This is a genomic window from Pseudomonas arcuscaelestis (assembly GCF_016881005.1).
GTDB classification, from domain to species: Bacteria; Pseudomonadota; Gammaproteobacteria; order Pseudomonadales; family Pseudomonadaceae; genus Aquipseudomonas; species Aquipseudomonas arcuscaelestis.
Genome location: NZ_JACOPV010000006.1, coordinates 1 through 22,168, shown reverse-complemented (window position 1 = coordinate 22,168; position 22,168 = coordinate 1). Strand labels below are relative to the sequence as shown.

Genomic DNA, 22,168 nt, shown 5'->3' with positions numbered 1-22,168 from the left:
CCCCTTAACCGCGAGCCTTGGCAGCCGGACGCACAACCAGATTGCCGCCAGTAGCGCCAGGAACGGCACCCTTGACCAGCAACAGATTGCGTTCAGCGTCGACGCGCACTACTTCCAGGGACTGAACGGTCACGCGCTCGGCGCCCATGTGACCGGACATTTTCTTGCCCTTGAATACACGACCAGGAGTCTGGCACTGGCCGATAGAGCCCGGGACGCGGTGGGAGACGGAGTTACCGTGGGTGTTATCTTGACCGCGGAAATTCCAACGCTTGATGGTACCGGCAAAGCCTTTACCCTTGGACTGGCCGGTAACATCTACCATTTGGCCAGCAGCGAAGATTTCAGCGTTGATCAAGTCGCCAGCCTGGTACTCGCCTTCTTCAAGACGGAATTCCCAGACACCGCGACCCGCGGCAACGTTCGCTTTAGCGAAGTGACCTGCTTGAGCAGCAGTCACACGCGAAGCACGACGCTCGCCGACAGTGACTTGCACTGCACGATAGCCATCGGTTTCTTCAGTTTTGAACTGGGTGACGCGATTCGGCTCGATCTCAATGACCGTGACCGGAATGGAGACACCTTCTTCGGTGAAAATACGGGTCATACCGCATTTACGACCGACTACACCAATAGTCATGTTGTAAACCTCATGAGTGTACGGGGCTTTCACCCGCTATGGCCGCCCATTTCAGAGCGTTACACGACTAAGACCGTGTCTTAGCCGAGGCTGATCTGCACTTCCACACCGGCCGCAAGATCAAGCTTCATAAGAGCATCAACGGTTTTATCCGTTGGCTGGACGATGTCCAGAACGCGCTTATGAGTACGGATCTCGTACTGGTCACGCGCGTCTTTGTTGACGTGCGGGGAGACCAGAACGGTGAACCGCTCTTTACGGGTAGGCAGTGGAATTGGACCACGCACTTGAGCACCAGTACGTTTCGCGGTTTCCACGATTTCCTGGGTGGATTGGTCGATCAGGCGATGGTCAAAAGCCTTCAACCTGATACGGATTTGCTGATTTTGCATTGGATTTCAGACTCCAGGCTGCTATTCCCACCGGGCGCACTACGCCCGTTAAAAGGAGGCGTGATTCTATAGAGGCCCCCACTGAGTGTCAACCCAATAAAAAAGCCCCCGCTGAGCGGGGGCCTTTTTAAGCGATCAACGATTACTCGATGATTTTGGCTACGACGCCGGCGCCGACGGTACGACCGCCTTCACGGATAGCGAAACGCAGACCGTCTTCCATCGCGATGGTCTTGATCAGGGTAACTTCCATCTGGATGTTGTCACCTGGCATTACCATTTCTACGCCTTCTGGCAGCTGGCAGTTACCAGTCACGTCAGTAGTACGGAAGTAGAACTGTGGACGGTAGCCTTTGAAGAACGGAGTATGACGGCCGCCTTCTTCCTTGCTCAGAACGTAAACTTCTGCGGTGAACTTGGTGTGCGGCTTAACCGAACCTGGCTTAACCAGAACCTGACCACGCTCAACGTCGTCACGCTTGGTACCACGCAGCAGAACGCCGCAGTTCTCGCCAGCACGGCCTTCGTCCAGCAGCTTACGGAACATCTCAACACCAGTACAGGTAGTGGTGGTGGTGTCACGCAGACCAACGATTTCCAGTGGATCCTGAACGCGGACGATACCACGCTCGATACGACCGGTAACAACGGTACCACGACCCGAGATCGAGAATACGTCTTCGATTGGCATCAGGAACGGCTTGTCGATAGCGCGCTCTGGCTCTGGGATGTAGCTGTCCAGAGTTTCAACCAGTTTCTTGACGGCAGTGGTGCCCATCTCGTTGTCGTCTTTGCCTTCCAGAGCCATACGAGCAGAACCGATGATGATCGGAGTGTCGTCGCCTGGGAAGTCGTAGGTGGACAGCAGGTCGCGAACTTCCATCTCAACCAGTTCCAGCAGCTCAGCGTCGTCTACCAGGTCAGCCTTGTTCAGGAAGACCACGATGTACGGAACGCCAACCTGACGGGACAGCAGGATGTGCTCACGGGTTTGTGGCATCGGACCATCAGCGGCCGAACAAACCAGGATTGCGCCGTCCATCTGGGCAGCACCGGTGATCATGTTCTTCACATAGTCAGCGTGACCTGGGCAGTCAACGTGAGCGTAGTGACGGATCTTCGAGTTGTACTCGACGTGCGCGGTGTTGATGGTAATACCACGAGCTTTCTCTTCTGGAGCGCTGTCGATCTTGTCGAAGTCAACAACGGCCGAACCGAAAACTTCGGAGCAGACGCGAGTCAGAGCTGCAGTCAGAGTGGTTTTACCGTGGTCAACGTGACCGATGGTGCCAACGTTGACGTGCGGGAGGGAACGATCAAATTTTTCTTTAGCCACGACAGTGAACTCCTAGCCTAAAGGGGCTGAATCAGCCTTGTTTTTTAACGAGCGCTTCGACGATATTCGACGGAGCTTCGGCGTATTTGGAGAATTCCATGGAGTAGCTCGCGCGACCCTGAGACATGGAACGAACGTCGGTCGCATAACCGAACATTTCTCCGAGCGGAACTTCAGCACGGACAACCTTGCCGGACACCGAATCTTCCATACCCTGGATCAGACCACGACGACGGTTCAGGTCACCCATCACGTCACCCATGTAGTCCTCAGGGGTCACAACTTCTACCTTCATGATCGGCTCAAGCACTTTACCGCCGCCTTTGGCAGCCAGTTGCTTAGTCGCCATGGAGGCCGCCACCTTGAACGCCATCTCGTTGGAGTCGACGTCGTGGTAAGAACCATCAAACACGGTAGCCTTCAGGCCGATCAGCGGATAGCCGGCAACAATGCCGTTCTTCATCTGCTCTTCGATACCCTTCTGGATCGCCGGGATGTATTCCTTAGGAACCACACCACCAACAACTTCGTTGGTGAATTCCAGACCTTCGGTGATGTTGCCTTGCGCATCCACGGACGGCTGCGAGAAGCGAATCCAGCAGTGACCGAACTGACCACGACCACCAGACTGACGAACGAACTTACCTTCGATTTCGACGTTGTCTTTGGTGATCTGCTCGCGGTAGGAAACCTGCGGCTTACCGATGTTGGCTTCGACGTTGAACTCTCGCTTCATACGGTCAACGAGGATGTCCAGGTGAAGCTCACCCATACCGGAGATGATGGTCTGGCCGGTTTCTTCGTCGGTCTTGACGCGGAACGACGGGTCTTCCTGAGCGAGTTTGCCCAGTGCGATACCCATCTTTTCCTGGTCTTGCTTGGTCTTCGGCTCAACAGCTACCGAGATCACAGGCTCCGGGAAGTCCATACGCTCAAGGATGATCGGCTTGTCGGCGTTGCACAGGGTGTCACCGGTGGTGACGTCCTTCATGCCGATCAGAGCAGCGATATCGCCTGCCAGTACTTCTTTGATTTCTTCACGCTGGTTGGCGTGCATCTGCACCATACGACCAACGCGCTCTTTCTTGCCCTTGACCGAGTTGATCACGGAGTCGCCAGACTGCAGCATGCCCGAGTAAACGCGCACGAAAGTCAGGGTACCCACGAACGGGTCAGTAGCAATTTTGAACGCCAGAGCCGAGAACGGCTCATTGTCGTCAGCATGACGCTCGTCGTAGTCGCCTTCGGTCAGCTCTTCCTTCGGCTTCTCGATCAAGTCAGGGTGGATACCCTTGATCGCAGGAATCTCGGTAGGAGCAGGCAGGAAGTCGATAACAGCATCGAGAACCAGTGGAACGCCCTTGTTCTTGAAGGAAGAACCGCAGACAGCCGGAACGATCTCGCTGGCCAGGGTGCGCGCGCGCAGGCCTGCCTTGATTTCGTCGACGCTCAGCTCACCTTCTTCAAGGTACTTGTTCATCAGCTCTTCGTTGGCTTCTGCAGCGGCTTCGACCATATTGGCGCGCCACTCTTCAGCCAGGCTCAGCATTTCAGCAGGAATTTCTTCCTCGCGATATGTTGTGCCCTTGTCGTCGTCGTTCCAGTAGATAGCCTTCATCTTGATCAGGTCGACCTGACCCTGGAAGTTATCTTCCGAACCGATGGCCAGCTGAACAGGAACCGGGGTGTGACCCAGGCGGTTCTTGATCTGACCAACAACGCGCAGGAAGTCAGCGCCAGCACGGTCCATCTTGTTCACGTAGACAACACGTGGAACACCGTACTTGTTGGCTTGACGCCATACGGTTTCGGACTGCGGCTCAACGCCAGAAGTACCGCAGAATACAACGACAGCGCCATCGAGTACGCGCAGCGAACGTTCTACTTCAATGGTGAAGTCAACGTGGCCCGGAGTATCGATGACGTTTACGCGGTATTTGCCATACTGGCCACGGGAGCCTTCCCAGAAGGTAGTAACAGCAGCGGAGGTAATGGTAATACCCCGCTCCTGCTCCTGCACCATCCAGTCGGTGGTCGCGGCGCCGTCATGCACCTCGCCCATTTTGTGGCTCAGGCCTGTGTAAAACAGGATCCGCTCGGTAGTGGTAGTTTTGCCCGCGTCAACGTGCGCGCAAATACCGATGTTACGGTAGCGGTTGATTGGTGTAGTACGAGCCATAGAGCCCTCGCAAAAAGATTGATGCTTGAATTAGAAGCGGTAGTGCGAGAACGCTTTGTTGGCTTCGGCCATACGGTGTACGTCTTCACGCTTCTTGACTGCAGCACCTTTGCCTTCAGCGGCATCCAGCAGCTCGCCAGCCAGGCGCAGAGCCATGGACTTCTCGCCACGCTTACGGGCGTAGTCTACCAACCAGCGCATTGCCAGGGCGTTACGACGGGATGGACGAACTTCAACAGGAACCTGGTAAGTGGCACCGCCAACACGGCGCGACTTAACTTCGACCAGCGGAGCGATGGCGTCGAGAGCTTTCTCGAAGATTTCCAGGGGGTCGCTGTTCTTGCGTTCTTTGACCTTGTCCAGCGCACCGTAAACGATACGCTCGGCAACGGCCTTCTTGCCGCTTTCCATCACGTGGTTCATGAACTTGGCGAGGATCTGGCTTCCGTATTTTGGATCGTCCAGAATCTCACGCTTGGCTGCTACACGACGTCTTGGCATTGATAAGCCCTCAAACGGTCTTCAGGTTAGCCCGGGACAGTGAACCCACAGGGTTCGTGCCCGACCTTACTCTTATCGACTCAATAAAATGAATAACTGCAAACTGCTACAAACGACCGATTACTTCGGACGCTTGGTACCGTACTTCGAACGACCTTGGTTACGACCTTTAACGCCGGAGGTATCCAGGGAACCGCGAACGGTGTGGTAACGAACACCTGGCAAGTCTTTTACACGACCGCCACGGATCAGTACGACGCTGTGCTCTTGCAGGTTGTGGCCTTCACCACCGATGTACGAGGAAACCTCGAAACCGTTGGTCAGACGCACACGGCATACTTTACGCAGTGCCGAGTTAGGTTTTTTCGGCGTAGTAGTGTACACACGGGTGCACACGCCACGACGTTGCGGGCAGTTCTGCAGCGCAGGAACGTCGGATTTCTCGACGATACGCTTACGCGGCTGACGTACCAGCTGGTTGATAGTTGCCATCTACTAGCTCCACTGTTGTCTTGCGACGCTATTGTCTTGCAAGAAAAGCAAAAATTGGCAGGACGAAGTCCCACCAAATTTAGGGGTACAAGAGTCTAAAGAGGATCTTGCCCCCAGTCAAGACGAGGCCCCAGCCTCCCCTCTCCAGTCATCGGCAACAATGTATGTCGCCAATGATCAGATCGGGTCAGCCGGGGCCCTGCCCTACTTTCAGTTACCGCTGGAATTCAGCGCTTCAGTCAGTGCGGCTTCCACCTCACTGGCACTTACGCGCAGCGGCTTGTCTGCATCACGGCGACGCTTGCGCTCGCTGTGGTATGCCAGACCAGTACCGGCTGGGATCAGACGACCCACAACCACGTTTTCTTTCAGGCCGCGCAAGTAATCGCGCTTGCCGGTTACCGCCGCCTCGGTCAGTACTCGAGTGGTTTCCTGGAAGGAAGCCGCCGAGATGAACGATTCGGTGGACAGCGAGGCCTTGGTGATACCCAGCAATACACGAGTGAACTTGGAGACAAACTTGTCTTCAGCGCCCAGGCGCTCGTTCTCTACCAGTACGTGGGTCAGTTCCATCTGGTCGCCCTTGATGAAGCTGGAATCGCCCGACTCGGAGATCTCAACCTTACGCAGCATCTGACGCAGAATGGTTTCGATGTGCTTGTCGTTGATCTTCACGCCTTGCAGACGGTAAACGTCTTGAATCTCGTTGACGATGTACTTGGCCAATGCGCTTACACCCAGCAGACGCAGGATGTCGTGCGGATCGCTTGGACCGTCAGAGATAACTTCGCCGCGGTTCACTTGTTCGCCTTCGAAGACGTTCAGGTGACGCCACTTCGGAATCAGCTCCTCGTACGGGTCAGTACCGTCGTTCGGGGTAATGACCAAGCGACGCTTGCCTTTGGTCTCTTTACCGAACGCGATGGTGCCGCTGACTTCAGCCAGAATCGAGGCTTCTTTCGGACGACGGGCTTCGAACAAGTCAGCAACCCGCGGCAGACCACCGGTGATGTCGCGAGTCTTCGACGTTTCTTGCGGAATACGTGCGATAACGTCACCAACACCGATCTGCGCACCGTCAGCCACGCCAACCAGGGCGTTAGCCGGCAGGAAGTACTGAGCAGGTACGTCGGTACCTGGCAGCAACAGATCCTTGCCACTGGCATCGACCATCTTGATTGCAGGACGGATTTCCTTGCCTGCAGCCGGACGATCTTTGACGTCCAGAACCTCAATGTTGGTCAGGCCGGTCAATTCGTCGGTTTGACGCTTGATCGTGATGCCTTCTTCCATGCCCACGAAGGTCACGGTACCTTTCATTTCGGTAACGATCGGGTGGGTGTGCGGATCCCACTTGGCCACGATAGCGCCAGCGTCGACCTTGTCACCTTCTTTCACCGAAATCACGGCGCCGTACGGCAGCTTGTAGCGCTCACGCTCACGACCGAATTCGTCGGCAATAGCCAATTCACCGGAACGCGACACGGCAACCAGGTTACCGTCGGCACGTACAACCTGCTTCAGGTTGTGCAGACGGACCATACCGCCGTTCTTCACCTGGACACTGTCGGCGGCCGAAGTACGGCTTGCAGCACCACCAATGTGGAACGTACGCATGGTCAGCTGGGTACCCGGCTCACCGATGGACTGAGCCGCGATAACGCCAACTGCCTCACCGATGTTCACCTGGTGACCACGAGCCAGGTCACGGCCGTAGCACTTGGCGCAGATACCGAAGCGAGTTTCACAGCTGATCGGCGAACGCACGATAACTTCGTCGATGCTGTTCAGCTCGATGAACTCAACCCACTTCTCGTCGACCAGGGTGCCAGCCGGCACGATAACGTCGTCGGTGCCTGGCTTGAATACGTCACGGGCAATAACTCGACCCAGAACACGCTCACCCAGCGGCTCAACAACATCGCCACCTTCAATGTGCGGCGTCATCAGCAGGCCTTGCTCGGTGCCACAGTCGATCTCGGTCACAACCAGATCTTGGGCAACGTCTACCAGACGACGAGTCAGGTAACCGGAGTTCGCAGTTTTCAACGCGGTATCCGCAAGACCCTTACGAGCACCGTGAGTCGAGATGAAGTACTGCAGTACGCTCAGACCTTCACGGAAGTTCGCGGTGATCGGCGTCTCGATGATCGAGCCGTCCGGCTTGGCCATCAGACCACGCATACCGGCCAACTGACGAATCTGAGCTGCCGAACCCCGAGCACCGGAGTCAGCCATCATGTACATCGAGTTGAAGGACTCTTGCTCGACTTCGTTACCATCGCGGTCAATGACCTTCTCTTTCGAGAGGTTGGTCATCATCGCCTTGGAAACTTCGTCGTTCGCCTTGGACCACAAGTCGATAACTTTGTTGTACTTCTCGCCCTGGGTTACCAGGCCGGAGGCGTACTGGCTCTCGATCTCTTTCACTTCGTCGGTAGCAGTACCGATGATGCGGGCTTTCTCGTCCGGGATAACGAAGTCGTTAACACCGATGGAAACACCAGAGATGGTCGAGTAGGCAAAACCGGTGTACATCAGCTGGTCAGCGAAGATCACGGTCTCTTTCAAACCAACCACGCGATAGCACTGGTTGATCAGCTTGGAGATCGCCTTTTTCTTCATTGGCTGGTTGACCACGTCGTACGACAGACCTGGTGGAACAACCTGGAACAGCAACGCACGTCCGACAGTGGTGTCGACGATACGGGTATTCTTGACGCTGCCACCATCACGATCGTTAACGGTTTCGTTGATACGAACCTTGATCTTGGCATGCAGTGCAGCCTCGCCAGCGCGGAACACGCGGTCGACTTCCTGCAGGTCGGCAAATACACGACCCTCACCCTTAGCATTGATGGCTTCACGGGTCATGTAGTACAGACCCAGTACAACGTCCTGCGACGGAACGATGATTGGCTCACCGTTGGCTGGCGACAGAATGTTGTTGGTCGACATCATCAGCGCGCGCGCTTCGAGCTGGGCTTCCAGCGTCAGCGGCACGTGAACGGCCATTTGGTCACCGTCAAAGTCGGCGTTGTACGCAGCACAGACCAGCGGGTGCAGCTGAATAGCTTTACCTTCGATCAGTACCGGTTCAAAAGCCTGGATACCCAGACGGTGAAGGGTCGGTGCACGGTTGAGCAGCACTGGGTGTTCGCGAATTACTTCGGCGAGAACGTCCCAAACCTCTGGCAGCTCGCGCTCGACCATCTTCTTGGCAGCCTTGATGGTGGTCGCCAGACCACGCATTTCCAGCTTGCCGAAAATGAACGGCTTGAACAATTCGAGAGCCATCTTCTTCGGCAGACCGCACTGGTGCAGACGCAGGGTCGGACCTACGGTAATTACCGAACGGCCAGAATAGTCAACACGCTTACCGAGCAAGTTCTGACGGAAACGACCCTGCTTACCCTTGATCATATCGGCCAAGGATTTCAGAGGACGCTTGTTCGAGCCAGTGATGGCACGTCCGCGACGGCCGTTGTCCAGCAAGGCGTCGACCGCTTCTTGCAGCATGCGCTTTTCGTTGCGCACGATGATGTCCGGAGCGGACAGATCGAGCAGGCGCTTCAGACGGTTGTTACGGTTGATTACCCGACGATACAGATCGTTCAGGTCGGAAGTCGCGAAGCGACCACCATCCAGCGGAACCAATGGACGCAGATCTGGCGGCAGAACCGGCAGAACCGTCAGAACCATCCACTCAGGCAGGTTGCCCGAGCCCTGGAAGGCTTCCATCAACTTCAGACGCTTGGACAGCTTCTTGATCTTGGTTTCCGAGTTGGTCTGCGGAATTTCTTCACGCAGGCGACCGATCTCGTGCTCCAGGTCGATAGCGTGCAGCAGCTCACGGACAGCCTCGGCACCCATACGGGCATCAAAGTCATCACCGAACTCTTCCAGCGCTTCGAAGTACTGTTCGTCGTTGAGCAGCTGGCCTTTTTCCAGAGTGGTCATGCCCGGATCGATAACGACATAGCTCTCGAAATAGAGAACACGTTCGATATCACGCAGGGTCATGTCCATCAGCAGGCCGATACGGGACGGCAGCGATTTCAGGAACCAGATGTGGGCAACCGGAGAGGCCAGTTCAATGTGCGCCATGCGCTCACGACGAACCTTGGCCAGGGCGACTTCAACGCCACACTTCTCGCAGATGACACCACGGTGCTTCAGGCGCTTGTACTTACCGCACAGGCACTCGTAATCCTTGACTGGGCCAAAGATTTTGGCGCAGAACAGGCCGTCACGCTCAGGCTTGAACGTACGGTAGTTGATGGTTTCCGGCTTTTTTACTTCACCGAACGACCACGAACGGATCATCTCAGGCGAGGCCAGTCCGATACGGATGGCGTCGAACTCTTCGACTTGACCCTGGTTTTTCAGCAAATTCAGTAGGTCTTTCAAGGCCTTTCCTCCTGGCGGAGCAGGGAGCGGGCTTTTCAGCCACGCTCCCGATTCGCGTCACGTGTTATTCGGTTTCCAGATCGATATCGATACCGAGCGAACGAATCTCTTTGATCAACACGTTGAAGGACTCGGGCATGCCCGGCTCCATACGGTGATCGCCGTCCACGATGTTTTTGTACATCTTGGTCCGACCGTTCACATCGTCCGACTTCACTGTGAGCATTTCTTGCAGGGTGTATGCCGCGCCGTATGCTTCCAGCGCCCACACTTCCATCTCCCCGAAACGCTGACCACCGAACTGCGCCTTACCACCCAGCGGCTGCTGGGTAACCAGGCTGTAAGAACCAGTGGAACGCGCGTGCATCTTGTCGTCCACCAAGTGGTTCAGCTTGAGCATGTACATGTAACCAACGGTCACTGGACGCTCGAACTTGTTACCGGTACGGCCGTCGAACAGCTGCATCTGACCGCTTTCTGGCATGTCTGCCAGTTTCAGCATGGCCTTGATCTCGCTTTCCTTGGCACCATCGAAGACTGGAGTAGCCATTGGCACACCACCTTTGAGGTTCTTCGCCAAATCCAGAATTTCCTGGTCGGAGAAGTCTTCCAGGCTCTCCTGGCGGCCACCAATCTCGTTGTAGATCTCAGTGAGGAACTTGCGCAGCTCGATGACTTTGCGCTGCTCTTCGAGCATGCGGTTGATCTTCTCACCCAAACCTTTGGCCGCGAGGCCCAGGTGGGTTTCGAGGATCTGACCAACGTTCATACGCGATGGTACGCCCAGCGGGTTGAGCACTACGTCGACCGGAGTACCGTTGGCGTCGTGCGGCATGTCTTCAACCGGCATGATTACCGAGACGACACCTTTGTTACCGTGACGACCGGCCATCTTGTCGCCCGGCTGGATGCGACGACGGATTGCCAGGTAAACCTTGACGATTTTCAGTACGCCCGGTGCCAGGTCATCGCCCTGCTGCAGCTTGCGCTTCTTATCTTCGAACTTGTCGTCCAGCAGACGGCGACGATCAACGATGTAGGCCTGAGCCTTCTCAAGTTGCTCGTTCAGCGCGTCCTCGGCCATGCGCAGCTTGAACCACTGACCGTGCTCCAGACCGTCCAGTACTTCGTTGGTGATTACAGTGCCTTTCTTCAGGCCTGCACCACCATCGACGACCTGGCCGTTCAAGGCAGAACGCAGACGCTCGAAGGTTGCGCCTTCAACGATACGGAACTCTTCGTTCAGATCCTTACGGATCTCGTCGAGCTGCATTTTCTCGATGGACAGAGCACGGCTGTCGCGCTCAACGCCGTCACGAGTGAAGACTTGTACGTCGATGACAGTACCCTTGGTGCCGGTAGGCACGCGCAGGGAGGTGTCTTTGACGTCGCTCGCCTTCTCACCGAAGATCGCACGCAACAGTTTCTCTTCTGGAGTGAGCTGGGTTTCGCCTTTTGGCGTGACCTTGCCGACCAGAATGTCACCCGCACAGACTTCAGCGCCTACATAGACAATACCTGCCTCGTCCAGCTTGTTCAGCGCAGCTTCACCGACGTTCGGGATGTCCGCGGTGATTTCCTCTGGGCCAAGCTTGGTGTCACGAGCCACACAGGTCAGTTCCTGAATGTGGATCGTGGTGAAACGATCTTCCTGAACTACACGCTCAGACAGGCAGATGGAGTCTTCGAAGTTGAAGCCGTTCCACGCCATGAACGCGATGCGCATGTTCTGACCCAGCGCCAATTCACCCATGTCGGTGGACGGGCCGTCAGCCATGATGTCACTACGTTGAACCACATCACCTTTGCTCACCAGCGGACGCTGGTTAATGCAGGTGTTCTGGTTCGAACGGGTGTATTTGGTCAGGTTGTAGATGTCGACACCGGCTTCGCCAGTTTCAACTTCGTCATCAGCAACACGAACAACGATACGGCTGGCATCGACGGAATCGATCACACCGCCACGACGAGCCACGACGCAAACGCCGGAGTCACGCGCTACGTTGCGCTCCATACCAGTACCGACCAGCGGCTTATCAGCACGCAGGGTTGGTACAGCCTGACGCTGCATGTTCGAACCCATCAACGCACGGTTGGCGTCGTCGTGCTCGAGGAACGGAATCAGCGACGCTGCAACCGAAACTACCTGCTTCGGCGATACGTCCATCAAGGTGACGTCTTCTGGCGCCTTGACGGTGAATTCGTTCAGATGACGAACAGCTACCAATTCGTCGATCAGGTGCTTTTTCTCGTCCATCGTGGCCGAAGCCTGAGCGATGACGTGATCAGCTTCTTCGATCGCAGAAAGGAATACGATATCGTCGGTAACCACACCCTCTTTCACTACTCGGTACGGGCTTTCCAGGAAGCCGTACTGGTTAGTGCGAGCGTATGCAGCAAGGGAGTTGATCAGACCGATGTTCGGACCTTCAGGCGTCTCGATCGGGCACACACGGCCGTAATGGGTCGGGTGTACGTCACGGACTTCGAAGCCGGCACGCTCACGAGTCAAACCACCAGGGCCAAGTGCAGAAACACGGCGCTTGTGGGTAATCTCGGACAGCGGGTTGTTCTGGTCCATGAACTGCGAAAGCTGGCTGGAACCGAAGAACTCTTTCACCGCCGCCGCAACCGGCTTGGCGTTGATCAGGTCCTGAGGCATCAGGCCTTCGCTTTCCGCCATCGACAGACGCTCTTTGACCGCGCGCTCAACACGCACCAGGCCCACACGGAACTGGTTTTCGGCCATTTCACCGACGCAACGTACACGGCGGTTACCCAAGTGGTCGATGTCGTCGACGATGCCTTTGCCGTTACGGATATCCACGAGGGTCTTCAGAACCTCGACGATATCTTCCTTGCTCAGCACACCCGAACCTTCGATTTCGGTACGACCGATACGACGGTTGAACTTCATACGGCCTACAGCGGACAGATCGTAGCGCTCGGCACTGAAGAACAGGTTGTTGAACAGGGTCTCAGCGGCATCCTTGGTTGGCGGCTCGCCAGGACGCATCATGCGATAGATCTCGACCAGCGCTTCCAGTTGGTTGCTGGTGGAATCGATCTTCAGGGTATCCGAAATGAACGGACCGCAGTCGATGTCGTTGGTGTACAGCGTCTCGATGCGAACAACTTGAGCCTTGGCGATCTTGACCAGGACATCGGTAGTCAGCTCAGTGTTGCATTCAGCCAGGATTTCACCAGTGGCCGGGTGCACAATCGCCTTGGCGGTAGTGCGACCCAGGACGTATTCCAGCGGAACGTCCAGTTGCTTGACGCCGGCTTTTTCCAGCTGATTGATATGACGAGCGGTGATACGACGACCCTGCTCGACAATAACCTTGCCGGTTTCGTCATGGATATCCATGACCGCGATCTCACCACGCAGGCGCTGAGGCACCAGCTCCAGACTGAGGCTCTCGCCCGAGACATGGAATACGTTGGTGGTATAGAAAGCGTTCAGTACTTCTTCTGTGCTGTAACCAAGCGCACGCAGCAATACCGATGCAGGCAGCTTGCGACGACGGTCGATACGGACGAATACACAGTCTTTCGGATCGAATTCGAAGTCCAACCACGAGCCACGGTAAGGAATGATCCGCGCCGAGTACAACAGTTTGCCAGAGCTGTGCGTCTTGCCACGGTCGTGATCGAAGAACACGCCCGGCGAACGGTGCAGTTGGGAAACGATAACACGCTCGGTACCGTTGATTACGAAGGTACCGTTTTCCGTCATCAGGGGAATTTCACCCATGTAGACTTCTTGCTCTTTGATGTCCTTGATCGCTTTATTCGACGATTCTTTGTCGAAAATGATCAGGCGGACCTTTACCCGCAGCGGAACCGCATAGGTCACGCCACGCAATACGCATTCTTTGACATCAAAAGCCGGTTCGCCCAGACGATAGCCAACGTACTCCAAGGCAGCATTGCCGGAGTAGCTGATGATCGGGAAAACCGATTTGAAGGCCGCATGCAGGCCCACGTCGCGGAACTGATCTTTGGTCGCTCCCGCTTGCAAGAATTCACGATACGAATCCAGCTGGATGGCCAGGAGGTAAGGCACATCCATGACGTCCGGCAACTTGCTAAAGTCCTTGCGGATACGTTTTTTCTCAGTGTATGAGTAAGCCATCAGCGTTCCCCAGCTTGGTCACCTGCTTGTTTGGCTTCTCCCGACGGGAGCAGCCAGAAAATCGTGCAAACCCCTTGGTTTGCGCCACCGTCATCGGTGGTTACCGCTCGTCACTGGCCCCGACCTGGTCGGCAACCAATAACGGAAAAAGGCCGGTGGCAAGAGCCACCAGCCATCAGCCTTTCGCTTATCGCTCGGGCTGGAGACGCACAGTCGAAATTACTTCAGTTCGACAGTAGCGCCTGCTGCTTCCAGGTCAGCCTTGGCTTTGTCAGCAGCTTCTTTCGAAACGCCTTCAGCAACGACTTGAGGAGCGGTATCAACCTTTTCCTTGGCTTCTTTCAGGCCCAGGCCGGTCAGTTCACGAACAGCCTTGATCACGTTTACTTTCTTGTCGCCAGCAGCAACCAGAACAACGTTGAACTCGGTTTGTTCTTCAACAACGGCAGCAGCAGCAGCTGGGCCAGCAGCGGCAACAGCAGCGGTAACGCCGAAGGTTTCTTCCATTGCTTTGATCAGCTCAACAACTTCCAGAACGGTTTTCTGGCCGATTGCTTCGATGATTTGCTCGTTAGTCAGAGACATGACTTAAATCCTGTATTGGGGTGACAGCCTACGCAGCCATCAAATTAAACATATGATTTCGAAAGAGCTTTCTGTGCCTTAGGCAGCAGCGGCTTCTTTCTGGTCGCGAACGGCTGCCAAAGTACGAGCCAGCTTGCTGGTAGCGCCTTGGATCACGCTCATCAGCTTCGCAATGGCCTCGTCGCGGGTCGGCAGAGAAGCCAACACGTCGATCTGGTTTGCGGCAAGGAACTTGCCGTCGAACGCAGCTGCCTTGATCTCGAACTTGCTCTGACCCTTGGCGAATTCAGCGAACAGACGGGCAGCAGCGCCCGGGTGTTCGTTAGAGAACGCGATCAGGGTAGGGCCGGTGAACACGTCGTTGAGAACACTGAATTCAGTGTCAGCAACGGCGCGCTTGAGCAGGGTGTTACGTACAACACGTACGTAAACGCCAGCTTCACGAGCCTCTTTACGGAGTCCGGTCATTGCGCCTACAGTCACGCCACGGGCATCAGCCACGACAGCAGACAGAGCGACTTTGGCAGCCTCGTTGACTTCAGCGACGATGGCCTTCTTGTCTTCGAGTTTAATTGCCACGGGTAAAACTCCTGCTTGTTACCGTTTCATTCAGCCGAGACTGAATGTCGTTTTGGTGTCTGGTTCGGTGAAGAACCAGGGGCACCATCTGCGTAGGCTTGTGGTTTAAGACTTTCGTCGCCTACGGTCTTGGATAGCCCCCGCCAGGCAGGGACCCCAATTTTTTTAAACCGACGCGATCGCTCGCGTCGATTTTTGTCTTACGCGTTCAGCGAGCCTTGGTCGATGACCAGACCTGGACCCATGGTGGTGCTCAGGGTAACGCGCTTAACGTAGATACCTTTCGAAGAAGCTGGCTTGATACGCTTCAGATCAGCGATCAGGGCTTCAACGTTTTCCTTCAGCTTGCCGGCTTCAAAGCCGATTTTGCCAACGGAGGTGTGAATGATGCCGTTTTTGTCGGTGCGATAACGAACCTGACCAGCCTTGGCGTTTTTCACCGCGGTGGCTACGTCTGGAGTTACGGTACCAACTTTCGGGTTAGGCATAAGGCCGCGAGGACCCAGAACCTGACCCAACTGACCTACAACACGCATTGCATCCGGGGAAGCAATAACGACGTCATAGTTCAGGTCGCCGGCTTTCATTTCAGCAGCCAGGTCGTCCATACCAACACGGTCAGCGCCGGCAGCCAGAGCGGCCTCAGCAGCTGGGCCCTGGGTGAAGACAGCAACACGTACGGTCTTGCCAGTGCCGTGTGGCAGCACGGTAGCGCTACGAACAACCTGGTCAGATTTACGTGGGTCAACGCCGAGGTTGACAGCAACGTCGAAGGATTCGCTGAACTTCACGGTGGACAGTTCGGCCAGCAGCACTGCTGCTTCTTCGAAGTTGTAGACTTTGCCAGCTTCAATTTTCGAAGCAATGGCCTTTTGGCGCTTGGTCAGCTTAGCCATTACACACCCTCCACGTTGAGGCCCATGCTGCGAGCAGAACCGGCGATGGTACGCACGGCTGCATCCATGTCAGCAGCGGTCAGATCAGCATTTTTGGTTTTTGCGATCTCTTCCAGCTGAGCACGAGTCACAGTACCGACTTTAACGGTGTTCGGACGCGCAGAACCGCTGGTCAGGCCAGCTGCTTTCTTCAGCAGAACCGAAGCTGGGGTGCTTTTGGTTTCGAAGGTGAAGCTGCGGTCACTGTAAACAGTGATGATCACAGGAGTCGGCAGGCCGGCTTCTTGACCCTGAGTACGGGCGTTGAAGGCCTTGCAGAATTCCATGATGTTCACACCATGTTGACCCAGAGCTGGACCAACGGGTGGGCTTGGGTTGGCCTGGCCGGCCTTTACTTGCAGCTTGATGTAAGCCTGAATCTTCTTAGCCATGAGCTACTCCAATATCGGGTACGAACGCCAAAAAGGCTCCCCGGATTACTTGCGTTTTATCCCAGTGACGACAAAACCCCGCAGCACATAGGGCTGCGGGGTAATGGGATGCGTTGTTCGGCTAGACCTTTTCGACCTGGCTGAACTCGAGCTCCACCGGAGTAGAGCGACCGAAAATGAGCACGGCCACTTGGATCCGACTCTTCTCGTAGTTAACTTCTTCGACAGTGCCGTTGAAATCAGCAAACGGACCATCTGTAACACGGACGACTTCGCCCGGCTCGAATAGAGTTTTTGGCTTGGGCTTATCACTGCCATCAGCAACGCGACGCAGGATAGCCTCGGCTTCTTTGTCAGTGATAGGCGCAGGCTTATCTGCGGTACCACCAATGAAGCCCATGACGCGAGGGGTATCCTTGACTAAGTGCCAAGTCCCTTCGTTCATTTCCATCTGCACCAGCACATAGCCTGGAAAGAACTTGCGTTCGCTTTTGCGCTTCTGGCCATTGCGCATCTCAACCACTTCTTCAGTGGGGACCAGAATCTCGCCGAACCCGTCTTCCATGCCAGCCAGCTTTACGCGCTCGATCAGCGAGCGCATTACATGCTTCTCGTAACCCGAGTAAGCATGCACAACGTACCAACGCTTAGCCACGGGACACCCTTAGCCAACAATCAAGGAAATCAACCAACCGAGCAGGGAGTCGAGACCCCACAGCAGCAACGCCATAACCAGAACAACCGCCACTACGATGAGCGTGGTCTGCATGGTTTCTTGGCGGGTTGGCCATACGACTTTACGAATCTCAGTGCGCGCTTCCTTTACCAGCGTAAAGAACGACTTGCCTTTAGCAGTTTGCAGAGCGATAAAGCCAGCAACTGCAGCAAGAGCAAGCAATGCGAGTACGCGATACAGAATCGGCGAAGCAGAGTAATAAAGATTACCTACAACACCTACAACCACCAAAGCGACAACAGCCAGCCACTTGAGCAGATCAAAACGAGAGTCTTGGGCTTCAGCCTTGGGAGTCATCTAGGAAGATCCTGTGAAAAGAAAGCCAGACACACGAGGTGAATCTGGCAGGTCAGGAGGGAATCGAACCCCCAACCTACGGTTTTGGAGACCGTCGCTCTGCCAATTGAGCTACTGACCTAAAAGCTTATCAGGCCGGCCATTATGCCGGCCTGATCGAGAAAAATCAACTACTTATTCGATAATCTTCGCTACTACACCGGCGCCGACGGTACGACCGCCTTCACGGATAGCGAAACGCAGACCGTCTTCCATCGCGATGGTCTTGATCAGGGTAACTTCCATCTGGATGTTGTCACCTGGCATTACCATTTCTACGCCTTCTGGCAGCTGGCAGTTACCAGTCACGTCAGTAGTACGGAAGTAGAACTGTGGACGATAGCCTTTGAAGAACGGAGTATGACGGCCGCCTTCTTCCTTGCTCAGAACGTAAACTTCTGCGGTGAACTTGGTGTGCGGCTTAACCGAACCTGGCTTAACCAGAACCTGACCACGCTCAACGTCGTCACGCTTGGTACCACGCAGCAGAACGCCGCAGTTCTCGCCAGCACGGCCTTCGTCGAGCAGCTTACGGAACATCTCAACACCAGTACAGGTAGTGGTGGTGGTGTCACGCAGACCAACGATTTCCAGTGGATCCTGAACGCGGACGATACCACGCTCGATACGACCGGTAACAACGGTACCACGACCCGAGATCGAGAATACGTCTTCGATTGGCATCAGGAACGGCTTGTCGATAGCGCGCTCCGGCTCTGGGATGTAGCTGTCCAGAGTTTCAACCAGTTTCTTGACGGCAGTGGTGCCCATCTCGTTGTCGTCTTTGCCTTCCAGAGCCATACGAGCAGAACCGATGATGATCGGAGTGTCGTCGCCTGGGAAATCGTAGGTGGACAGCAGGTCGCGAACTTCCATCTCAACCAGTTCCAGCAGCTCAGCGTCGTCTACCAGGTCAGCCTTGTTCAGGAAGACCACAATGTACGGAACGCCAACCTGACGGGACAGCAGGATGTGCTCACGGGTTTGTGGCATCGGACCATCAGCGGCCGAACAAACCAGGATTGCGCCGTCCATCTGGGCAGCACCGGTGATCATGTTCTTCACATAGTCAGCGTGACCTGGGCAGTCAACGTGAGCGTAGTGACGGATCTTCGAGTTGTACTCGACGTGTGCGGTATTAATGGTGATACCACGAGCCTTTTCTTCCGGGGCGCTGTCGATCTTGTCGAAGTCAACAACAGCCGAACCGAACACTTCGGAACAGACGCGAGTCAGAGCAGCAGTCAGAGTGGTCTTACCATGGTCAACGTGACCAATGGTGCCGACGTTAACGTGCGGCAGACTACGATCGAACTTTTCCTTAGCCATCGAGACAATCCTCAGCAAGAAGAAACAAGCAAGTTAATACGACCATTAAAACAAAGGCAGATATTTTCATATCTGCCTTGTTATATGGAGCTCTTGAGCGGATTTGAACCGCTGACCTCACCCTTACCAAGGGTGTGCTCTACCAACTGAGCTACAAGAGCGTAACACCGTGCAACAACAGCAAACTTGGAGCGGGTAGCGGGAATCGAACCCGCATCATCAGCTTGGAAGGCTGAGGTTCTACCACTAAACTATACCCGCGGAGCTTGCAGCTCTCGCTAAAATGGTGGAGGGGGAAGGATTCGAACCTTCGAAGTCGTAGACGTCAGATTTACAGTCTGATCCCTTTGGCCGCTCGGGAACCCCTCCTGAGCTGGGCGGCATTTTCAACTCTTGCCGTCCTACTGTCAAGCTTTTTCTCATTAAAATCTTGAGGTTAGCTAATTTGACAGCTACTTCACAGTGTCGCCACTTAGTGGTCATCCCTGTGAAGCGGGCGCCATTCTATCAAGCTATTCACCAGTTGCAATACCCTCGCACAACTTTATTTTATGTTTTAAGTCTTTGAAATCTCGAGAAAGTGCTCCAAGCAGGGATTGATCAAGCAAACGCTGGCTATCAGGCTGAATTTGCAACCAAAGCCCAGTTTCATCCCCAAGTCTGCCAGTCACAGGAACCGAGGCTACGTCCAAACTCAAGAGCCGTTGACGCAAGGCGCCGAGCTGCTCTTGACCGCTCAGCCCGCCTACGTAAAGACATTCACGACCACCCGATGGAACCTGCGCATTCTGATGCGACTCTCTCAACAGTCGTATGCCTTGCTGGTTGCCCTTATAAAGCGAAAGTGGCGCGACCTCCTTGACCCTTAAAGGAGCCTCCTGCTGATGCCACACGTAATAGACACCATTTAGCACCACCAACAACAGAAACAACCAACGCATAGTCACCTCAGTCCAGGGGGCAGGCCATCGCCAGGCCGACAAACACCAAATCAGGCACTACCCGTGCAGTTGGCGCAGCTTCCTGCACCAGCGGTGCATCACCGCCGGTCAGCAACACCGAAAAATCTTCACCCCACAATTCTTTTGCATGGTCGAGCTGGGAACGCACGAAACCTTGAAGCATATGCACACACCCACGCTCAACCGCTTCGACCGTAGAGCGACCAGGAGACATGCTCGACAGCGCTCGTTCTGCCGACACATCGTCGTATCGAATCCTGCGAGTGTGGGTACGCAACTGGCTGCGCATCAATGGCATTCCCGGACAGATAAAGCCACCCAGGTGCTCTCCATCCGCCGCCACAAAGTCCGCCTTGGCCGCAGTACCGAAGTCCATGACCAGACACGCTCCACCCGACAGACGATATGCACCCAATACAGCGAGCCAGCGATCCAAGCCGAGACGCTGATAGTCTTCATACCCGTTGCGCACACCTGCAACCTCTTTGGCCGGCTGCGCGACTAGCACCTGAAGCCCGAAGTGCTGATGCAACAGTGCGGACAAACTTATCGTTTCCTCCTCACTACGCACACTGACCAAACGACACTGCTTAGGCGGCACTGCAAGCGCACTGACCGCATTGACCAGGGCCATGTCGGAATCGACCACGCCGCTACCGACAATAAACAAGTCTGTGTCACGAATTACGCGCCACTTGATAAAGCTGTTACCGCAATCGAGCTCAAGAATCATCACGCAACCTCAAACTGAGCTCACCACCACTGAAGCTCTTCTCTACTCCATCGACCTCAAGGCGCAATGCACCTTGGCCATCGACCCCCAAAACAGTACCGTCGACCTTGTTGGCCCCGGCAATCAGCGATACAGCCCGACCTTGCCACAGGTGCGCTTGCTCCCACTGGGCCTGAAATCCTGCGAAGCCGGTTTCACGGTGGCGCTCCATGTCTACCTGCAGATTGTGGTTCAACCTGGCCACTAGCAAGTTGCGGTCAATTGAACCCCCTACCTCACGGCGTACGGAGGTCCACGGCTGATCAACCTCCTTGGCCGCCTGCATGTTGACGTTGATACCTATACCCAGCACCACATGACAGACATCAGCTGGGTCACCAACCAACTCCAACAAAATCCCGGCAATTTTCTGATTATTGACCAGCACATCGTTTGGCCACTTCAAACCGGCATTCGAAACACCAAATGACTGCAGCGCCCGCATGACCGCAAGCCCTACGACCAGGCTCAAGCCCTCGAGCTGGCGCATGCCACCCTCGATACGTAAAACCAGGCTGTAGTAGAGGTTGTCTGCAAATGGACTTACCCACTGGCGCCCGCGTCTACCCCGCCCTGCAGTTTGACGCTCGGCGACCACCAGGAAGGGCGCTCGTCGCCCTACAGCAATTGCACGCAAGGCTTCAGCATTTGTTGAGTCGATGGACTCATAGACCATCACTGGCCACGGTTCGCCCTGCGAGTGCTCAGCTATCGCTTGCTCTTGCAGTAGAACCAGGGGCGAGGCTAACTGATAGCCACGGCCGCGCACCTTATGAATAGGTAGATTCAACTCGGCCTCAAGGTGCTGTAACTGTTTCCAGACAGCACTGCGACTTATGCCAAGGGCAACCCCCAGATCCTGCCCGGAATGGAATCGGCCATCCTTGAGGAGCTCTAACAACTTCAGCATGCCAATCTCGACTCGTGATGAGGCTGGCATGATAGCCATGCAGGTGGGGATTGCATAGAAAACAGATGAGGTTAGAGGCGCTGATTTGGTGGGTATCGCGGGCACGCCCGCCGCCACAGTGGCGGGACTTTCGATCGCGGAAAAGACAAAACCCCTACCTGCATGCGCAGATAGGGGTTTCGGAATTTAATCTTGACGATGACCTACTCTCACATGGGGAAACCCCACACTACCATCGGCGATGCATCGTTTCACTACTGAGTTCGGGATGGGATCAGGTGGTTCCAATGCTCTATGGTCGTCAAGAAATTCTGTTGCCAGAAGGTCTTGTTAGACACTCCAGCGAATCGGGTATGTGATGTTTGTGAGTTGCAAACTTTCGGTTCGTTTCGTCTTCACAACACCGCAATCTGGTCATTCGACGCAAATTGCTTGGGTGTTATATGGTCAAGCCTCACGGGCAATTAGTATTGGTTAGCTCAACGCCTCACAGCGCTTACACACCCAACCTATCAACGTCGTAGTCTTCGACGGCCCTTCAGGG

Annotated in this window: 18 protein-coding genes, 4 tRNA genes and 2 rRNA genes; all 24 read right to left on the bottom strand. The window is 55.2% G+C overall.

Features of this window, described 5'->3' with window-relative positions:
• Positions 1-4: 4 nt before the first annotated feature.
• Positions 5-640, bottom strand: a complete 636-nt coding sequence (gene rplC / locus H8F21_RS10460; protein ID WP_043861931.1) for a 50S ribosomal protein L3 — start codon at positions 638-640, stop codon at positions 5-7.
• 80 nt (positions 641-720) lie between these two features.
• Positions 721-1,032 (bottom strand): 30S ribosomal protein S10, encoded by a 312-nt coding sequence (gene rpsJ, locus H8F21_RS10455; protein WP_003186070.1) that lies wholly within the window; start codon positions 1,030-1,032, stop codon positions 721-723.
• Positions 1,033-1,174: 142 nt separating this feature from the next.
• Positions 1,175-2,368 carry an elongation factor Tu gene (gene tuf / locus H8F21_RS10450; protein ID WP_186519348.1) on the bottom strand — a complete coding sequence of 398 codons (1,194 nt, stop codon included), beginning with the start codon at positions 2,366-2,368 and terminating at the stop codon, positions 1,175-1,177.
• A gap of 31 nt (positions 2,369-2,399) precedes the next feature.
• Positions 2,400-4,547, bottom strand: a complete 2,148-nt coding sequence (gene fusA / locus H8F21_RS10445) for an elongation factor G (RefSeq protein ID WP_203584327.1) — start codon at positions 4,545-4,547, stop codon at positions 2,400-2,402.
• A 30-nt stretch (positions 4,548-4,577) separates the two neighbouring features.
• Positions 4,578-5,048: a 30S ribosomal protein S7 gene (gene rpsG / locus H8F21_RS10440; RefSeq protein WP_008089143.1), complete on the bottom strand. Its 471-nt coding sequence runs from the start codon at positions 5,046-5,048 to the stop codon at positions 4,578-4,580.
• Between the two features lie 120 nt (positions 5,049-5,168).
• Positions 5,169-5,540: a 30S ribosomal protein S12 gene (gene rpsL, locus H8F21_RS10435; RefSeq protein WP_003186084.1), complete on the bottom strand. Its 372-nt coding sequence runs from the start codon at positions 5,538-5,540 to the stop codon at positions 5,169-5,171.
• 210 nt (positions 5,541-5,750) lie between these two features.
• The gene (gene rpoC, locus H8F21_RS10430; RefSeq protein WP_203479706.1) at positions 5,751-9,950 is read right to left on the bottom strand and encodes a DNA-directed RNA polymerase subunit beta'; all 4,200 of its coding nucleotides are present in this window, start codon (positions 9,948-9,950) and stop codon (positions 5,751-5,753) included.
• A 64-nt stretch (positions 9,951-10,014) separates the two neighbouring features.
• Positions 10,015-14,088 (bottom strand): DNA-directed RNA polymerase subunit beta, encoded by a 4,074-nt coding sequence (gene rpoB, locus H8F21_RS10425; protein ID WP_203479705.1) that lies wholly within the window; start codon positions 14,086-14,088, stop codon positions 10,015-10,017.
• A gap of 219 nt (positions 14,089-14,307) precedes the next feature.
• A complete protein-coding gene (gene rplL / locus H8F21_RS10420; protein WP_043861936.1) occupies positions 14,308-14,673 on the bottom strand; it encodes a 50S ribosomal protein L7/L12 in 366 nt (121 codons plus the stop codon).
• A gap of 78 nt (positions 14,674-14,751) precedes the next feature.
• The gene (gene rplJ, locus H8F21_RS10415) at positions 14,752-15,252 is read right to left on the bottom strand and encodes a 50S ribosomal protein L10 (protein ID WP_043861937.1); all 501 of its coding nucleotides are present in this window, start codon (positions 15,250-15,252) and stop codon (positions 14,752-14,754) included.
• 200 nt (positions 15,253-15,452) lie between these two features.
• Positions 15,453-16,148, bottom strand: a complete 696-nt coding sequence (rplA, locus tag H8F21_RS10410) for a 50S ribosomal protein L1 (protein ID WP_203479704.1) — start codon at positions 16,146-16,148, stop codon at positions 15,453-15,455.
• The gene (gene rplK, locus H8F21_RS10405; protein ID WP_010220295.1) at positions 16,148-16,579 is read right to left on the bottom strand and encodes a 50S ribosomal protein L11; all 432 of its coding nucleotides are present in this window, start codon (positions 16,577-16,579) and stop codon (positions 16,148-16,150) included. The genes rplA and rplK overlap by 1 nt, the downstream gene beginning before the upstream one ends.
• Positions 16,580-16,700: 121 nt before the next feature.
• Positions 16,701-17,234 (bottom strand): transcription termination/antitermination protein NusG, encoded by a 534-nt coding sequence (gene nusG / locus H8F21_RS10400; protein WP_108240418.1) that lies wholly within the window; start codon positions 17,232-17,234, stop codon positions 16,701-16,703.
• Positions 17,235-17,243: 9 nt separating this feature from the next.
• The gene (gene secE / locus H8F21_RS10395) at positions 17,244-17,612 is read right to left on the bottom strand and encodes a preprotein translocase subunit SecE (RefSeq protein WP_128321421.1); all 369 of its coding nucleotides are present in this window, start codon (positions 17,610-17,612) and stop codon (positions 17,244-17,246) included.
• 45 nt (positions 17,613-17,657) lie between these two features.
• Positions 17,658-17,733 (bottom strand) — tRNA-Trp (locus H8F21_RS10390).
• Positions 17,734-17,786: 53 nt separating this feature from the next.
• A complete protein-coding gene (tuf, locus tag H8F21_RS10385; RefSeq protein ID WP_186519348.1) occupies positions 17,787-18,980 on the bottom strand; it encodes an elongation factor Tu in 1,194 nt (397 codons plus the stop codon).
• 85 nt (positions 18,981-19,065) lie between these two features.
• Positions 19,066-19,141 (bottom strand) — tRNA-Thr (locus tag H8F21_RS10380).
• Between the two features lie 26 nt (positions 19,142-19,167).
• Positions 19,168-19,241 (bottom strand) — tRNA-Gly (locus tag H8F21_RS10375).
• A 23-nt stretch (positions 19,242-19,264) separates the two neighbouring features.
• Positions 19,265-19,349: transfer RNA gene (locus H8F21_RS10370), tRNA-Tyr, on the bottom strand.
• Positions 19,350-19,492: 143 nt separating this feature from the next.
• Complete coding sequence (locus tag H8F21_RS10365) at positions 19,493-19,921, bottom strand: hypothetical protein (protein WP_203479702.1); 429 nt, start codon at positions 19,919-19,921, stop codon at positions 19,493-19,495.
• Between the two features lie 7 nt (positions 19,922-19,928).
• The gene (locus H8F21_RS10360) at positions 19,929-20,675 is read right to left on the bottom strand and encodes a pantothenate kinase (RefSeq protein WP_203479701.1); all 747 of its coding nucleotides are present in this window, start codon (positions 20,673-20,675) and stop codon (positions 19,929-19,931) included.
• The gene (gene birA / locus H8F21_RS10355; protein ID WP_203479700.1) at positions 20,665-21,624 is read right to left on the bottom strand and encodes a bifunctional biotin--[acetyl-CoA-carboxylase] ligase/biotin operon repressor BirA; all 960 of its coding nucleotides are present in this window, start codon (positions 21,622-21,624) and stop codon (positions 20,665-20,667) included. The genes H8F21_RS10360 and birA overlap by 11 nt, the downstream gene beginning before the upstream one ends.
• 190 nt (positions 21,625-21,814) lie before the next feature.
• A 5S ribosomal RNA gene (rrf, locus tag H8F21_RS10350) occupies positions 21,815-21,930 on the bottom strand.
• Between the two features lie 137 nt (positions 21,931-22,067).
• Positions 22,068-22,168: ribosomal RNA gene (locus H8F21_RS10345) — 23S ribosomal RNA — on the bottom strand; the annotation flags it as partial.